Origin of the sequence: Variovorax boronicumulans (genome assembly GCF_019352895.1) — a bacterium.
Classification (GTDB): domain Bacteria; phylum Pseudomonadota; class Gammaproteobacteria; order Burkholderiales; family Burkholderiaceae_C; genus Variovorax; species Variovorax boronicumulans_A.
The window spans coordinates 2109306-2123521 of record NZ_JAAAFX010000004.1 but is presented as its reverse complement, the minus strand read 5'-3'; the positions used below and the strand labels follow the sequence as shown (position 1 = coordinate 2123521).

Below are 14216 nucleotides of genomic sequence, written 5' to 3'. Positions count from 1 at the left end.
CGGCATGGCCGATGGAGGCTTCCGGCGAGCGCTCCCGACGCGATCGGGACACTGCCGCTATATTCCGCTCCCTACCCCCGGCTCGGCCGGCTGCAGGAGATGTGGTGCTCGACGGTGTTTCGCTGGATCAACTCAGGACCTTCATCGCATCGGTCGATGAAGGCAGCTTCTCGGCCGCGGCCCGCAAGGTGCGGCGCGCGCAATCGGTGGTCAGCGACCTGGTCAGCGGCCTCGAGGCGCAGATCGGCGTGGCGCTGTTCGACCGCTCGGGCCGCTACCCCAAGCTGACGCCCGCGGGCGTGGTGCTGCTGGCCGACGCGCGCGGCATCGTCTCGGGTGTCGACTTCATGAAGGCGCGCGCCAAGGGCATGGCCTCGGGCCTGGAGCCCGAGCTGTCGGTGGTGGTCGACGTGTTCTTCCCGATCGAGGCCATCACCGAAGCCGCGAAGGCCTTTCGCGAGCACTTCCCCGGCACCCCGCTGCGGCTGTTCGTCGAGGCGCTGGGCGGCGCCTACCAGCCGGTGCTGAACGGCAGCGCGAGCCTCGGCATCGTCGGCTCGCTGCCGATCATGCCGGCCTCGCTGAGCGGCGAACGCCTGAACGGCATCGCCTTCGGCATGGTAGCGGCGCGGGACCATCCGCTGGCGCAGTTCCAGGGCACGGTCCCGAAGTCGGAACTCGCCAGGCATGTGCAGCTGGTGCTCACCGACCGCTCCGAGCTGTCGGCCGGCCGCGAGTTCGGCGTGATGTCGTCCTCGACCTGGCGCCTGGCCGACCTGTTCGCCAAGCATGCCTTCCTGCTGAACGGCCTGGGCTGGGGCGGCATGCCGCTGCATACGGTGCAGCGCGACATCGCCGAAGGCCGGCTGGTGGAACTTTCGATCGAGGACGTGCCGCCCGGCGGGCTGATCCTGCCGATGTCCGCCGTCTACCCGACCGCCGCGCCGCCGGGCCCCGCCGGCCGCTGGCTGATCGAGCGCCTCAAGCGCTGCCCGACGCAGCAGGCCGCCGCGGCCTGAGCCCTGCCGTGGGGTCAGGGCTGTGCCAGCAGCGCGCCCATCCCCAGGTTGATCGCCAGCCCGCCGCCCACCAGCCAGGCGAACAGCAGGGCCGCCAGCGCCAGCGGCCTGAACCCGGCCTTGCGGATCGCCGAGACATGGGTCGTCAGGCCCAGGCCGGCCATGGCCATCGCGAGCAGCACCGTGTCGACCTCGATCGCGTGCGCGACCACGGCCGCGGGCAGCACCGCGAGCGAGTGCAGCCCCACGACCGCCACGAAGCCCAGCGCGAACCACGGCACCACGATCCGCCCCCTGCCCGCGCCCGCGCCGGCGTGCTTCGCGTCGGCGCGCGACAGCCAGGCCGACAGCAGGATCAGGAAGGGCGCGAGCATCATCACGCGCACCATCTTCGCGATCACCGCCGTGTCGGCCGCCTGCTCGCCGACCGCGCGGCCCGCCGCCACCACCTGCGCCACCTCGTGGATGGTCGAGCCCGCGAACACGCCATAGGCCTTGGGCGACAGGCCGATCAGGCCGTACTGCGCATCGAGCCGGTACAGCGCCGGGTACAGGAAAATCGCCAGCGTGCCGAACACCACCACCGTGGCGACCGCCACCAACACCTGCTCGGCCCGCCCCCGCACCACGGGCGCGGCGGCCATCACCGCCGCGGCACCGCAGATCGAGCTGCCGGCGCCGATCAGCATCGCCGTCTGGCGGTCGAGGCCGAACACCCGGGTGCCGAGGAAACAGGCCAGGCCGAAGGTGCTGCACAGCACCGCGGCGTCGATGGCCACCCCGGTCCAGCCGACGGCGCCGATGTCCTGGAAGGTCAGGCGCAGGCCGTAGAGCACGATGCCCAGGCGCAGCAGGTTGGCCTTGGAAAAGCCCACGCCCGGGTCGGCCGTGGGGGCCATGCGCGGGTAGACGGTGTTGCCGATCCCCATGCCTAGCACGATCGCCAGCGTGAGCGGGCTGATGCCGTGGGCCTGCAGCCAGCCGAACTCGCCCAGGTGGATGGCCGCGAACGCGATCGCGCCCGTCAACAGCAGGCCCGGGCCCATGCGGCGCAGGTAGGAAGGCGCCACGACAGGGGCTTCGTTCGGCAGCGTCGTGGCATGGGTGGCGGGGTGCAATTCGGTTCTCCGGCCACCGCTCGCGGATGGCATGAACGAACTGTGGCGCTTGGCAACCTATCTGACAAACAGATAGTTCAGTTATAACGTACCCATGAAACCGGTAATAAGGAATGCCCGATGCGGCTGACGCTGCGCCAGCTGCTGATCTTCACGGCCGTGGCCGACACCGGCAGCACGACCGCGGCCGGCTTGCGCGTCGCGCTGTCGCAGTCGGCCACCAGCGGCGCGCTCAACGAACTCGAACACCTGCTCGGCGCGCAGCTGTTCGACCGCATCGGCAAGCGCCTGCTGCTCAACGACAACGGCCGCGCGCTGCTGCCGCAGGCCCGCGCCGTGCTCGACGGCGCGCAGGAGATCGAAGACCAGTTCGGCCAGGCCACAGCCGGCGTGGCGACCCGGCTGCGCATCGGCGCCAGCACCACCATCGGCAACTACCTGCTGCCTTCGCTGGTGGCCGGCTATCTGCGGGCCTGGCCCGGCACCGCGATCGACGTGGTGATCGGCAACACGCGCGAGGTGGCCACCGCGGTGACGCGGCTCGAGGTCGACCTGGGCCTGATCGAAGGCCCCTGCCACGAGAGCGAACTGCGCGTGGTGCCCTGGCTCGAAGACGCGCTGGTGATCGTGGCCTCGCCCTCGCATCCGCTGGCGGCAGGCGATGCACAGGCGCGCGTGCCGCTCAAGGCGCTGCGCCAGGCGCGCTGGCTGCTGCGCGAGGAAGGCTCGGGCACGCGCGAGGCGGTCGAGCAGGCGCTGCTGCCGCACCTGCACCACCTGCAGGTCGACCTGCAGCCCGGCAGCACCGAGGCCATCAAGCAGGCCGCGGCCGAAGGGCTGGGCCTGGCCTGCCTCTCGCTGTGCGCGGTGCAGGACCTGGTGACGCTGGGCCGGCTGGTGGTGCTGCACACCACGCTGCCGCGGCTCACGCGGCGCTTCTACCAGGTGCATCACCAGCAGAAGCGCTTCTCGGCCAACCTGCAGCGCTTCGTGGCGCATTGCGAGCAGGCGCCGTAGGCCTCAACCGGGCGGCCTGGCCTGCCGCCGCCGGTACTCGGCCACGGGCAGCCCGCCCACGCCCCAGTTGTCGAGTTCGACTTCCTCGACCACGACGAAGGTCGCGTCGAGCGGCTTGTGCAGCACGTCCAGCAGCAGCTGGCTCGCGCCCGCGATGAGCCGGGCCTTCTCTTCGGCCGTGACGCGATCGTGCCCGGGCGTGCTGCCCTCGCGCGTGACCTGGATGGTGACGAATGGCATGGCGCGGGCTCAGTGCCCGGCGCTCTGGCCGCCGTCCACGTGCAGGATCTCGCCGGTCACGAAACCGGCCGACTCGAGGAACAGCACGCCGTCCACGATGTCCTGGATCTCGCCCATGCGCTTGACCGGGTGCAGGCCGGCCAGGAAGTCGTGCGTGGCCGGCGCATGCATCGGCGTCTTGATGATGCCGGGCGAGACCGCGTTCACGCGGATGCCCCGGGCCGCGTACTCGATCGCGAGCGCCTTGGTGGCCGAGTTGATGCCGCCCTTGGTGAGGTTGGCCAGCACGGTCGGCACGCCCGAGACCGCATGGTCGACCAGGCTGGTCGTGATGCTCACGATGTGGCCCGAGCCCTGTTTGAGCATCTGCGCCGCTGCGCGCTGCGTGATGTGGAAGAAGCCGGCCACGTTGGTCGCGATGTTCGCGTGGAAGTCCTCGGCCGTGAAGTCGACGAAAGGCTTGGCGGTGAAGATGCCCGCGTTGTTGACCAGCGTGTCGATGCGGCCGAAGCGCGCGATGGCTTCGCGCACGACGCGCTCGGCCGTCGCGGCCTCGCCGATGTCGCCGGCCACGGCGACGACGTCGGTGTCGGCGCCCTGCCGGATCGAGCGCGAGGTGGCGACCACGCGGTAGTTGCGGTCACGGTAGGCCTTCACCAGCGCTGCGCCGATGCCTTGCGATGCGCCCGTGATGATGGCGACTTTCTGTTCGATGCCCATGATGTCCTCGGAGGTGTCTTCCGGCTGGCGTGATTGCCGCCGGCGGCCCGTGGGGACCGTCCGGAAATTCTGGGCGTCGGGCCTCGCTGCGAGAAGCGTCGACGTGCGACGAAGAGCTTTGCAGAAAGGGGAAGAATGGCGCCGGCCTGCCTATGCGCCGACCGCGCCGGCCTCGGCCGACAGCCGCGCGAACTCGGCCCGCAGGCGCGGCGCCGCGAAGTCGACGAAGGCCCGCACCTTCGACACCGAGAGCCGCCCCTGCGGCACCACCAGGTGCACGGGCATGGGCGCGGCCTCGGCGTCGCGCAGCAGGATCTGCAGCGACACGTCGCGCACCCGCTCGGCCACGTGGTAGGTGTAGAGCCGCGTCACGCCGTGGCCCGCGACCGCGGAGGCGAGCGCGGCCCGCACGCTGTTGACCACCAGCCGCGGCTTGAAATGCACGGTGCGCGGCACGGCGCCTCCCGGCAGCGGCGGGAAGATCCAGCAGTCATGACCGAAGTGCGTGGTGGTCACGATGCGGTGCTTGAGCAGGTCGGAAGGCTCGTCGATGCGCGGGTGCGCGGCCAGGTAGCGAGGCGCCGCGACCACCACGCGCTTGACGTCGCCGCCGACCCGCAACGCCACCAGCGAGGAGTCGGGCAGCTCGCCCACGCGCAATGCGACGTCGATGCCCTCCTCGACCAGGTTGACCGGCCGGTCGAGCAGCACCAGGTTCACCGACACGCCGGGAAAGGCATCGAGGTAGGCATCGACGATGGGCTGCAGGATCTGCTCGCCGCTGATGGGCGGCGCGCTCAGCGTCAGCGTGCCGCGCGGCGCGGCCCGCTCGCCGGCCGCGCTCAGGTCGGCCTCCTCGAGATCGCCCAGGATCCGGCGGCAGGCGAAGGCATAGCGCTCGCCCGCCTCGCTGAGCTTGAGCGCGCGCGTCGTGCGGTGCAGCAGCTCGGTGCCCACATGGTGCTCGAGGAAGGCGATGGCGCGGCTGACCGCCGCGGGCGATCGGCCCAGGCGCCGGCCCGCGGCCGACAGGCTGCCTGCGTCCAGTGCCGCGACGAACACCTTCATCGCGTCGATGCGGTCCATGCGCGGCCTTCTTCCGAATCAGAACGCACGCCGGTAGGCGAACAGCCCCGGCAGGCCGCCGGTCATGAGGAACAGCAGCTTCGCGCCCTTGGCGAACTTGCCGGCCCGCACGTCCTGCAGCAGGCCGGCGAAGGCCTTGCCGCCGTAGACCGGGTCGAGCAGCAGGCCTTCGAGCGAGGCCATCGTGCGCACGGCCTCGCGCATGGCGTCGGTGGGCACGCCATAGCCGCCGCCGATCTGGCCGTCGACGAGCACGATGGCGTCGCCGGGCACCTTGCGCCCGGGCTGCAGGCTGGCGAGTGTTTCCTGTGCCAGGCCCCAGGTCGTGGCATGCGCCTTGTCCGCCGCCGCCAGCACGGTGTAGCTCTGCACGACCCGCGGGTCGCGCCCCATCGCGAGGAATCCGGCCACCAGCCCGGCCTGCGTGCCACCGCTGCCATTGGGAACGACGATGCGGTCGAAGCGCGTGTTCATGGCCTCGGACTGGGCCAGGATCTCCGCCGCGCAGTTCGCATAGCCCAGGCATCCCACCGCCGACGATCCACCGAAGGGCGCGACGTACACCGTGCGGCCCGCGGCGCGCAGCGAGGCCGTGCGGTGCTGCAGGAAGGGCATCGCCGCGGCCGGGTCGGCCACGTCGTGGACCCGGGCGCCCAGCAAGGTGTCGAGCAGCACGTTGCCGTTGTGCACGAAGTCCTCGTCGTCGCGCGGCACCGAGCGGGTCAGCACCAGTTCGCAGGCCAGGCCGGCCTTCGCGGCGGCCGCGGCCGTGAGCCGGGCATGGTTCGACTGCCGCGCGCCGACGGTCAGGATGGTGTCGGCGCCCATGGCCTGCGCCTCGGCGATCAGGAACTCGAGCTTGCGCAGCTTGTTGCCACCGCCGCCCAGGCCCATCAGGTCGTCGCGCTTGACGAAGATCTCGACAGAACCGAGCTGCTTGCCCAGGCGTGCGAGCGGCTGGATGGGCGTGACGCCGTCGAGCAGGCGATGGCGTGCGAAGCGGGTCAGATCGAGCGGGGGGGCGGTGGACACGGCAGTCTCCTCTGAAGAGATCTTGAAAAGTGCCATGTTAGAAGCACGCCGGCTCCAGGACCTTCAAAGCCCTGCGCTGAGCACTGCCGCGACGATCAAGGCCCCACCCGCCGTCAGCAGCGAGCCGGTGAAGGACTGGGTCGACGCCAGGATCGCATTGGCCACCAGCGGGCCGATGATCTGGCCCACGCCGTAGACCGCGGTCATCACGGCCAGCATGCTGAAGCGCACCGCATGGGCCACGCGGCGCGCGGCCGGCATCGCGATGGTCACGGTGCCGACGAAGGTGCCGCCCACCAGGAAGGCGCTCAGCAGATAGGCGGCGGCGCTCTGGCTGAATACCGGCAGCACGACACCGACCCCCTGGACCACCAGGTTCAGGGTCAGGCTGCGGCGCGTGCCGGCGCGCACCTGCAGCCAGTGCCAGAAGAAGCACGAAGGCACGGCGCCGAAGCCGAACACCGCCCAGACATGGATCGGGTCCACCGGCCCCAGCGCGCCCTTGATGAACAGGGGCAGGTAGGTCGCGGTCACGATGTAGCCGAAGCCGGCCAGCCCGTAGATCGCGATCAGCCGCAGCGCCTGCGCGAGCGGCGTGCCGCGCCCGGCCACGCGCGCTTCGGCCCGGGCATCCGACGCCGGTGCGGGCTCCGGCTGCAGGCCGAGTGCCGGCGATGCGGCGAGGGCGAGCACCAGGCTGGCGAGCGCCAGCACGATCCAAAGCGCCGGGCTGGCCAGGCCCGCGTGGTGCCCGAGCGCGATGAGTTCCGCCGAAAGCACGATGCCCACGCCCACCCCCGCATAGAGGATCGGCGCGCCGTGCCCATGACCCATGTGCTGCAACAGCCAGAGCGAGGCCGCGACCATCGACACCGCGCTGCAGATGCCCGCCAGCCCGCGCACCGCGATGATCACCGCGGCCGCGTGCAGCACGCCCAGCAGCGCCATGCACAGGATGCTGCCCGCCGTCGACCAGATGCACAGGCTGCGCGCCTGCGCGGGTTTCGCGTGGCTGATCAGCAGCGCCCCCAGCAGGTAGCCCGCATAGTTGGCCGAGGCCGCGAGCGTCCCGCCATGCACCGTGAGGAAACCGTCGCCCACCATCACCGGATAGAGGCCGGTGAAGGCGAAGCGGCCGAAGCCCATGCCGATCGCGAGGATCAGCGAGGCGGCCAGCGCGGGACCGATGGCACGGCGCTCGGCCAGGTGCGGAGTCGATGCGGTCGTCACCTTTCTTCTCCTAGCGATGCGTCGCGGTGATCAGCCCGCGCAGCGCTTCGAAGGCCGGCGTCTCGTAGCCCTGGCGCCAGACCAGCACCGTGTCGATCGTCGTGATCGGCAGCTCGCGCATGCCCTTGGGCTTGCCCATCAGCGCGACGACGCTGCGCGGCATCAGGCTCACGCACTCGCCCGAGGCCACGCAGGCCAGCATGCCGTGGTAGGAGCCCATCTCCTGCACATCGAGCGGCGCCACCGCCGGCCCGCGGGCCAGGATGCGTTCGGTGATCAGCCGGTAGGTGCAGCCGTCTGGAAACGCCGCCACGGAGCGGATCGCGATCTCGTCGACATGCCGGACCGGCGCATGCCCCGGGGGCAGCAGCAGCACCAGCTCCTCCTCGAAGACCGGCACCGACGCCAGGCCCAGGTCTGCCAGGTCGATCGCCGCATCGCCCTCGGCCACCGGCGGCAGCGCGACGAAGGCGCAGTCCAGGCTGCGGCCATGCACCGCCGCGACCAGCTGGCGCGAGGGGCCGTTGGACAGCCTCAGCCGGACCTGAGGGAACTGGCGGTGGTAGGCCGCCAGCGGCTCGGGCAGGCGGCTGGCCGCCGTGCTCTCCATCGAACCGATGCGCAGCACGCCCGTGGGCTCCGCGGGATGCAGCACCTGGCGCGCCTCCTCGGCCAGCGCCAGCAGGGCCTTGGCGTAGTGCAGGAAGCGCTCGCCCTGCGGCGACAGCGTCATGCGCTTGTTGTCGCGCAGGAACAGCGCCACGCCCAGCTCCTCCTCGAGCTGCTGGACCCGTGTCGTCACGTTGGACTGGACACGGCCCAGGCGCTGCGCAGCCCGGGTCACGCTCAGTTCCTCGGCCACCGCGCAAAAGATCTCCAACGTCGCGTGTTCCACATCGTTCCTTGAAAGAGATGTATAAAATCAAGTTGTTCTGTTTTTAAGATCATACAGCCTCGCGTCATCTCATTCAAGGAACTCGCCATGCATGCCTCGAACGCCCTCGCCCGACTCCACGTACCGCTCCCCATCGTGCAGGCGCCGATGGCCGGGGCCTCGACGCCCGAGATGGCGGCCGGCGTGTCGAACGCCGGCGCCCTGGGCTCGCTGGGCCTGGGCGCGAGCACGCCCGCGCAGGCCCGGGCCATGATCGCGGCCACGCGCGCGCTGACCGACAAGCCCTTCAGCGTCAACCTGTTCTGCCACCGGCCCGCCGTCGCCGACCCGGCGCGCGAGGCGGCCTGGCTCGCGCTGCTGCGCCCACGCTTCGAGGAGTTCGGCGCCATGCCGCCAACCGGCCTCAAGGAGATCTACAAAAGCTTCACGGTCGACCACGAGATGCTGGACATGCTGCTGGCCGAGCGCCCGGCCGTGGTGAGCTTCCATTTCGGCCTGCCGCCGCAGGCATGGATCGAGGCGCTGCACCACGCAGGCATCGTGCTGGCCGCCTGCGCCACCTCGCTGGAAGAAGCCGCGCAGATCGAGGCCGCAGGCATCGACTGGATCGTCGCGCAGGGTTACGAGGCCGGCGGCCATCGCGGCGTGTTCGATCCTGAACAGGGCGACCCGCAGATCGGCACCTTCGCGCTGGTTCGCGCGATCGCGCGCCGTTCGAAGCTCCCCGTGATCGCGGCGGGCGGCATCATGGACGGCCAGGGCATCGCCGCCGCACTGCAGCTCGGCGCCTCCGCCGTGCAGCTGGGCACGGCCTTCCTGCTGTGCCCGGAGTCGGCGGCCAACGCGGCCTACCGCGCGGCCCTGAAGTCCGCGCCCCGCACCGCCGTCACCGCCACGATCTCGGGTCGCGCCGCACGCGGCATTCCCAACCGCCTCTACCTCGATGCCGACGCCCGGGCCCTGGCCGCGCTGCCCGACTACCCCATCGCCTACGACGCCGCCAAGTCGCTGACCGCCGCGGCCGCGGCCAAGGGCAACAGCGAGTTTGCCGCGCAGTGGGCGGGGCAAGGGGTGTCGATGATCCGCGAACTGCCGGTGGCGGAACTGGTCGCGGTGCTGACGGAGGAATGGCGGGCAGCGAGCCGCTGAAAAAAACGCGGCCCCTCTCTGGCTACGGTTTCCGCCTGCGCGCAGGCCGGGCCAGCACGCCGATGACCGCCAGCGCGCACGGCGCCAGCCAGCCCAGCCACAGCAGCACGCCCCGCGAGGCGCCGCCGTCGGTCAGGGCGCAGGCCAGGGAAGAAGCGATCGCGGCGATGCCGAGCCCGCGCAGCATCGACCGTGCGAGGCCGACGCGCCAGCGGCGCGGCAGTTGCTCGTGATGCCGGTCCATGGCGAGCGCCAGTGCGCCAAGACCGGGCAGCAGCAGCGCCGGCACCAGCCACGCCATCAACACGCCGCGGCCCTCGCCTGTCGTCGTCGCAGGGTCCAGGCGACGCAGGCGAACGCGATGCCGACCACCAGCGCGGCCAGGTCGAAGCCGGCCATCACCATGTCGTGATCGACCAGTGATGGCAGAAGGCCGCGCGAAGTGGTCAGGGCATTGAGCCCAGGCAGCAGGACGAAGACAAAGGCGGCGAGAAGTGCCTGCTCCTTCCACGCGCACTGTGGCGGGCGCAGCGCGGCCCACAGGAACATCAGCAGCCAGACGCCGAACAGCGTGTGCACCTCCCATGCGGCGCGCTGGGCCATGTCGACGGGCAGCAGCCGGTTGGCCCAGAAATAGGCGCCGATGGCCACCGGCAGCCCGATGACCACGGCGACGTTGAGCCGCTCCACCAGCCGCAGCCCGGCATGGGCCTTGCCCCGGTGCCGCTCGACGCGTTTCCGGCGCTTGACGGACCACAGCACCAGCCCCGTCGCGATCATCACCGCGCCCAGCAAGCCCGACAGCACATAGAGCGCGCGCAGGACCGGCGCCGCGAAGATGCCTTCGTGCAGGCCCAGCATCAGGTCGCGGAAGGCCTTGGGACCCGATTGCCACGCGTCCCGTTGCATGAGCCGCTCGCCGCTCACGCCGTCGTACACCAGGATGTCGGTGGCGCGCAGCGGGCCGGCGGCAAAGTCGCCGACGACATGGATGCGGGCGTTGGCATCGTTGGGGTTCTCGAAGCCCAGCGTGGCGACCGGCTTGCCGCCCCATCGCGCCTGCGCGTCGTGCAGCACCCGCTCCAGCGGCACGAGCGGCGCGGGCTGGCCGGCGCTTCGGCTCGGCGCCAGCGGCGGGAACACCTCGTTCAGGAAAGCTTCCTGCTGGGCTTCGCCCGGCCCATACCACGGCGTCACGACCCACGGCATGAACGAGAACATCAGGAAGACCAGGCCCGAGTAGGTGATCATCAGCTGGAATGGCAGGGTCAGGACGCTCGCCACGTTGTGCGCGTCGAGCCACGAACGCTGCCCCTTGCCGGGCCGGAAGGTGAAGAAGTCCGCGAAGATCTTCTTGTGCACCACGATGCCGGTGACCAGCGCGATCAGCATCGCCAGCGTGGCGAGGCCCACGATCCACTCACTGGCCAGCGCCGGCAGGTAGTGCAGCCGCCAGTGCATCTGGTAGAGCGTCTGGCCGCCGGCCGTGTCGCGCGTCGCGATGCGCCGGCCGGCCTCGGGGTCGAGGTAGGCCGCGCCGGATGCACCGGGCGGCGCACCGCGCGCGGCCTGCCAGAACACCCGCAGATAGGGCTCGTTGCGATCGATCGGCAAGGTGATGTTCCAGCGCCGCGCCTGCGCCGCATGGTCCTGCAGATAGCGCTGCGCTTGCAGGATCGCAGGCGCCTGCGACGCGGCAGGGCGAGCGACCGGCAGCTCGGGCCGCATCCAGCGATCGATCTCCGTGTCGAGATAGCCGAGGGTGCCGGTGACGAAGACGAAGTACAGCACCCAGCCGAACAGCAGGCCCAGCCAGGTGTGCAGCCATGCCATGGACTGGCGGAATTGTTCCTTCATCGTCGCTGCGCCCTCGCGCACATGGGCCCGCGCTTCACAGCAGCGCCCATGCGAGCAGCGCGCTCAACAGGGTCGGCAGCGCGAGCCCGAGCCATGCCGAGCGCGCGCTGCGCGCGGCAAAGGCCCACATCACCGCGCCCGTGTAGACCACGAAGCTCAGCTGCATCGCGACCAGCACGGCATCGACACGCGCCATGGCCCCGAAGCCCGATTCGACCAGCGCGACGATGGCCGTGGACAGCGTGGTGGCGAGCGCGTAGCCGCCGACCGCCGCAGCCAGGCAGCGCGAGAGAACGCCCCAGCGCGCGGACCGCACCGTCGACGCGTCAGAAGTCCGCCGACACCGACACCAGCAGCGTGCGCGGTGCGCCGATCGTCAGGCCTTCGCGCGCCGCGGACTGCCAGTAGTTCTTACCCCCCACGTTCTCGAGGGTGGCGCGCACCGTGATCGGCACGTTGCCGGTCACGAAGCGATAGCGGGCGCCGAGGTCGTAGCGCGTCCAGCCCGGGATCTGCTGCGTGTTGCCGACGTCCACGTACTGCGCGCTGGTGCGCAGCGCGCGGGCGGTGAAGCTCAGGCCGGGCAGGAAGGGGGTGTCCCACTCACCGTAGAGGTTGAGCTGGAACTTCGGCGTCGCGGGCGCGGTGCGGCCATTGTTCTCGCCGCCTTCGGTGCGCGTCAGCACGCCGTCGGTGTAGGCGAAGCCGGCCAGCAGGCGCACGCCGCGCGCGGCCTCGCCCTGGGTGATGAGCTCGACACCCCGATTGCGCTGTTGCCCATCGGCGCTGAAGCGCAGCGTCGCCGGATCGAGGAAGCTGCTGGCGCGTTCGATCTGGAACACGCTCAGCGTGGTGGCGAAGCGGCCGAAGTCGTACTTGGCGCCTAGCTCGATCTGCTTGGCCTTGGTCGGCGGGAACACCTCGCCGGCGTTGGAGGCGCCCGACGGCGCGGTCGGGCCCTGGCTCAGGCCTTCGATGTAGTTGCCGTAGAGCGAGAAGGCATCGGTGGCCTTCACCACCAGCGCGGCCACCGGGGTGACGGCGGACTTGTCGTAGTGCGCGTTCCGGTTGCCGCTCACGGGATCGAAGCCCGAGGTCTCGACCTGCTGATGGCGTGCGCCCAGCGTCAGCTGGATGCGGCGGTCGCTCGAGAAGATCGTGTCGGCCACGGCGACGCTGCGCAACTGGGTCTCGGCCACCTTGGGGATGTACGCATCGACCGTGATGTTCGGTTGCGCGATGTCGGCCGGCTGGTAGAGATTGGAGAAGATGAAGGCGCCGTTCTGCCGGCGCGTGCCCTGCTCCGAATTCAGCGTGCTGACGCTGACCACCGCTTCATGGCGCAGCGAGCCGGTCGCGAACTTGCCGCGCAGGCCGACCTCCGCGGTCTGGGTGTCGACCTCTTCGTTGAGCCGCGCGGGGCGCCCGGCGATCGCGCCGAGGCTGTCCTGCATCAGCCAGCTGGTCTGCAGGCTGCGGAAGTCGTAGCGCATGGCGCCGACGGCGCCGTAGGCCGTGAGGTTCGGTGCCAGGTCCACTTCGGCACGCACCATGGCCGAGAGTTCCTTCGACTTCCAGTAGGTCCAGGCCGGCAGGAAGTTGGTCTTGGCGTCGGGTGCCGGGCCGATGGCCGTGCCCGCCTCCGGCGGGAACAGCAGGCCGCTGCGCGCATGCGTGAGGCGGTTCTGGTAGCTCAGGTCAGCCTCCAGGCGCACACGGTCGCCCTGGTAGTCGACGCCCAGCGTGAAGGCGTCGAGGTCTTCCTTGGAATGATCGACCGGCGTGTCGCCCGAGCGCTTGAGGATGTTGGCGCGCACGCCCCATCGCTTGTCCTCGCCGAGGCGTCGTGCGATGTCGAACTGCGTACCGAACTGGCCGTCGTCCATGTACGACAGCGTCACGCGGTTGAGCGGCTCGATGCCGGCGCGCTTGGGGACCAGGTTGATGGAGCCGCCGACCGAGCCGGCCGGCGCCATGCCGTTGAGCAGCGCGTTCGGGCCGCGCAGGACTTCGACGCGTTCGATGCCGATCAGCGAACTCGCGTTGCGCGGCGAGATGCCGTAGAGCCCGTTGAAGGACACGTCGTAGTTGAACAGCGTGAAGCCGCGGATGTTGAACTCGTCGCGGCCGGCGCCGCGCGAGTAGGTGTTGCGCACCGAGGGGTCGTTGACCAGCACGTCACCGAGGTTCTGTGCCTGCTGGTCTTCGATCAGCTGCGCGGTGTACTGCGTGGCGCTGAAGGGCGTGTCGAGCATGTCCCGGTCGCCCAGCAGGCCGATGCGGCCGCCGCGTGCCACCTGCCCGCCCGCATAGGGCCCCGGCGAGCGGGTGGCGGATTCGGTGACCTCGACCACCGGCAGCGTCGGCGCGCCCCCGCGGCCCGAGACCGCCGGCCGGACCAGCACCGAGGCGCCGTCCACCATCGCCTCGAGGCCACTGCCGGCCAGCATGCGGTCCAGCGCCTGCTGCGCCGTCCAGCGACCCGACACGGCCGGTGCCGTCTTGCCGGCCACCAGCGCGGCCGGGAAACTCAGCTGCAGGTTGGCCAGCCGGGCCAGTTCGTTGAGCGCCTGGCCGAGCGGCTGTGCGGGGATCGCGAACGCCATCGCGTTCGACGTGGCCGCGCCGCTCTGGGCATGCGCGGAAGATGAGAAACCGGCGACGAAGATCGCGGTGATGGCAGCCGCCAGGGTCAGCGGGGCAAGGTTGAAACGCGCGGCGCGCATAGATCGGAAACTCCTCGGTCGGTGGTCTTTGTCAGGCGGCCGCCACGGAGCGTTCGCCTGGTCCTACCGCTGTAGACGCACCGGCCCGAAGCAAACCTCAGGTCGAAAACGAAAAAATTCTCAGAAA

The 14216-nt window shown here is 70.6% G+C and carries 14 protein-coding genes; 3 read left to right on the top strand and 11 right to left on the bottom strand.

Annotated elements, in window-relative coordinates; all coding sequences use genetic code 11:
* Window positions 1-104: 104 nt before the first annotated feature.
* Window positions 105-1019, top strand: a complete 915-nt coding sequence (locus K0H49_RS11415) for a LysR family transcriptional regulator (RefSeq protein WP_219212128.1) — start codon at window positions 105-107, stop codon at window positions 1017-1019.
* 14 nt (window positions 1020-1033) lie between these two features.
* Here the strand turns inward: K0H49_RS11415 and K0H49_RS11410 are convergent, their stop codons facing one another.
* Window positions 1034-2065: a YeiH family protein gene (locus tag K0H49_RS11410; protein WP_219213241.1), complete on the bottom strand. Its 1032-nt coding sequence runs from the start codon at window positions 2063-2065 to the stop codon at window positions 1034-1036.
* Window positions 2066-2257: 192 nt separating this feature from the next.
* On the opposite strand from K0H49_RS11410, the gene K0H49_RS11405 reads away from it, so the two are divergent.
* A complete protein-coding gene (locus K0H49_RS11405) occupies window positions 2258-3154 on the top strand; it encodes a LysR family transcriptional regulator (protein WP_219212126.1) in 897 nt (298 codons plus the stop codon).
* Window positions 3155-3157: 3 nt separating this feature from the next.
* On the opposite strand, the gene K0H49_RS11400 is transcribed toward K0H49_RS11405, so the two are convergent.
* From K0H49_RS11400 to K0H49_RS11375, 6 genes are all read right to left on the bottom strand, one after another.
* Window positions 3158-3394 (bottom strand): tautomerase family protein, encoded by a 237-nt coding sequence (locus K0H49_RS11400; RefSeq protein WP_219212124.1) that lies wholly within the window; start codon window positions 3392-3394, stop codon window positions 3158-3160.
* A gap of 9 nt (window positions 3395-3403) precedes the next feature.
* Complete coding sequence (locus tag K0H49_RS11395) at window positions 3404-4114, bottom strand: SDR family NAD(P)-dependent oxidoreductase (RefSeq protein ID WP_219212122.1); 711 nt, start codon at window positions 4112-4114, stop codon at window positions 3404-3406.
* 150 nt (window positions 4115-4264) lie between these two features.
* Entirely contained in the window at window positions 4265-5200 is a 936-nt protein-coding gene (locus tag K0H49_RS11390; RefSeq protein ID WP_219212120.1) for a LysR family transcriptional regulator, read from the bottom strand.
* Window positions 5201-5218: 18 nt separating this feature from the next.
* On the bottom strand, window positions 5219-6232 hold the full coding sequence (locus K0H49_RS11385) for a D-cysteine desulfhydrase family protein (protein ID WP_374122337.1): 1014 nt from the start codon (window positions 6230-6232) through the stop codon (window positions 5219-5221).
* Between the two features lie 63 nt (window positions 6233-6295).
* On the bottom strand, window positions 6296-7462 hold the full coding sequence (locus K0H49_RS11380; protein ID WP_374122336.1) for a YbfB/YjiJ family MFS transporter: 1167 nt from the start codon (window positions 7460-7462) through the stop codon (window positions 6296-6298).
* Between the two features lie 10 nt (window positions 7463-7472).
* Window positions 7473-8357, bottom strand: coding sequence for a LysR family transcriptional regulator (locus K0H49_RS11375; RefSeq protein WP_219212116.1), 885 nt, complete (start codon window positions 8355-8357; stop codon window positions 7473-7475).
* Between the two features lie 87 nt (window positions 8358-8444).
* On the opposite strand from K0H49_RS11375, the gene K0H49_RS11370 reads away from it, so the two are divergent.
* Window positions 8445-9506: an NAD(P)H-dependent flavin oxidoreductase gene (locus tag K0H49_RS11370; protein WP_219212114.1), complete on the top strand. Its 1062-nt coding sequence runs from the start codon at window positions 8445-8447 to the stop codon at window positions 9504-9506.
* 22 nt (window positions 9507-9528) lie between these two features.
* Here the strand turns inward: K0H49_RS11370 and K0H49_RS11365 are convergent, their stop codons facing one another.
* The 4 genes from K0H49_RS11365 to K0H49_RS11350 are packed head-to-tail and all read right to left on the bottom strand — an operon-like array spanning window position 9529 to window position 14089.
* Window positions 9529-9807, bottom strand: a complete 279-nt coding sequence (locus K0H49_RS11365; RefSeq protein ID WP_219212113.1) for a DUF3325 family protein — start codon at window positions 9805-9807, stop codon at window positions 9529-9531.
* A complete protein-coding gene (locus K0H49_RS11360; protein ID WP_219212111.1) occupies window positions 9807-11363 on the bottom strand; it encodes a PepSY-associated TM helix domain-containing protein in 1557 nt (518 codons plus the stop codon). Before K0H49_RS11360 ends, K0H49_RS11365 begins: the two co-directional genes overlap by 1 nt.
* Window positions 11364-11397: 34 nt before the next feature.
* Complete coding sequence (locus K0H49_RS11355; protein WP_219212109.1) at window positions 11398-11679, bottom strand: DUF3649 domain-containing protein; 282 nt, start codon at window positions 11677-11679, stop codon at window positions 11398-11400.
* Between the two features lie 10 nt (window positions 11680-11689).
* A complete protein-coding gene (locus K0H49_RS11350) occupies window positions 11690-14089 on the bottom strand; it encodes a TonB-dependent siderophore receptor (protein ID WP_219212107.1) in 2400 nt (799 codons plus the stop codon).
* Between the last annotated feature and the right edge of the window lie 127 nt (window positions 14090-14216).

Bases quoted from the DNA above. Each gene is read 5' to 3' on its own strand.
- K0H49_RS11365 (WP_219212113.1), bottom strand. From the start codon at position 9,807: ATGGCGTGGCTGGTGCCGGCGCTGCTGCTGCCCGGTCTTGGCGCACTG.
- K0H49_RS11390 (WP_219212120.1), bottom strand. From the start codon at position 5,200: ATGGACCGCATCGACGCGATGAAGGTGTTCGTCGCGGCACTGGACGCA.
- K0H49_RS11360 (WP_219212111.1), bottom strand. From the start codon at position 11,363: ATGAAGGAACAATTCCGCCAGTCCATGGCATGGCTGCACACCTGGCTG.
- K0H49_RS11410 (WP_219213241.1), bottom strand. From the start codon at position 2,065: ATGGGCCCGGGCCTGCTGTTGACGGGCGCGATCGCGTTCGCGGCCATC.
- K0H49_RS11370 (WP_219212114.1), top strand. From the start codon at position 8,445: ATGCATGCCTCGAACGCCCTCGCCCGACTCCACGTACCGCTCCCCATC.
- K0H49_RS11350 (WP_219212107.1), bottom strand. From the start codon at position 14,089: ATGCGCGCCGCGCGTTTCAACCTTGCCCCGCTGACCCTGGCGGCTGCC.
- K0H49_RS11405 (WP_219212126.1), top strand. From the start codon at position 2,258: ATGCGGCTGACGCTGCGCCAGCTGCTGATCTTCACGGCCGTGGCCGAC.
- K0H49_RS11400 (WP_219212124.1), bottom strand. From the start codon at position 3,394: ATGCCATTCGTCACCATCCAGGTCACGCGCGAGGGCAGCACGCCCGGG.
- K0H49_RS11395 (WP_219212122.1), bottom strand. From the start codon at position 4,114: ATGGGCATCGAACAGAAAGTCGCCATCATCACGGGCGCATCGCAAGGC.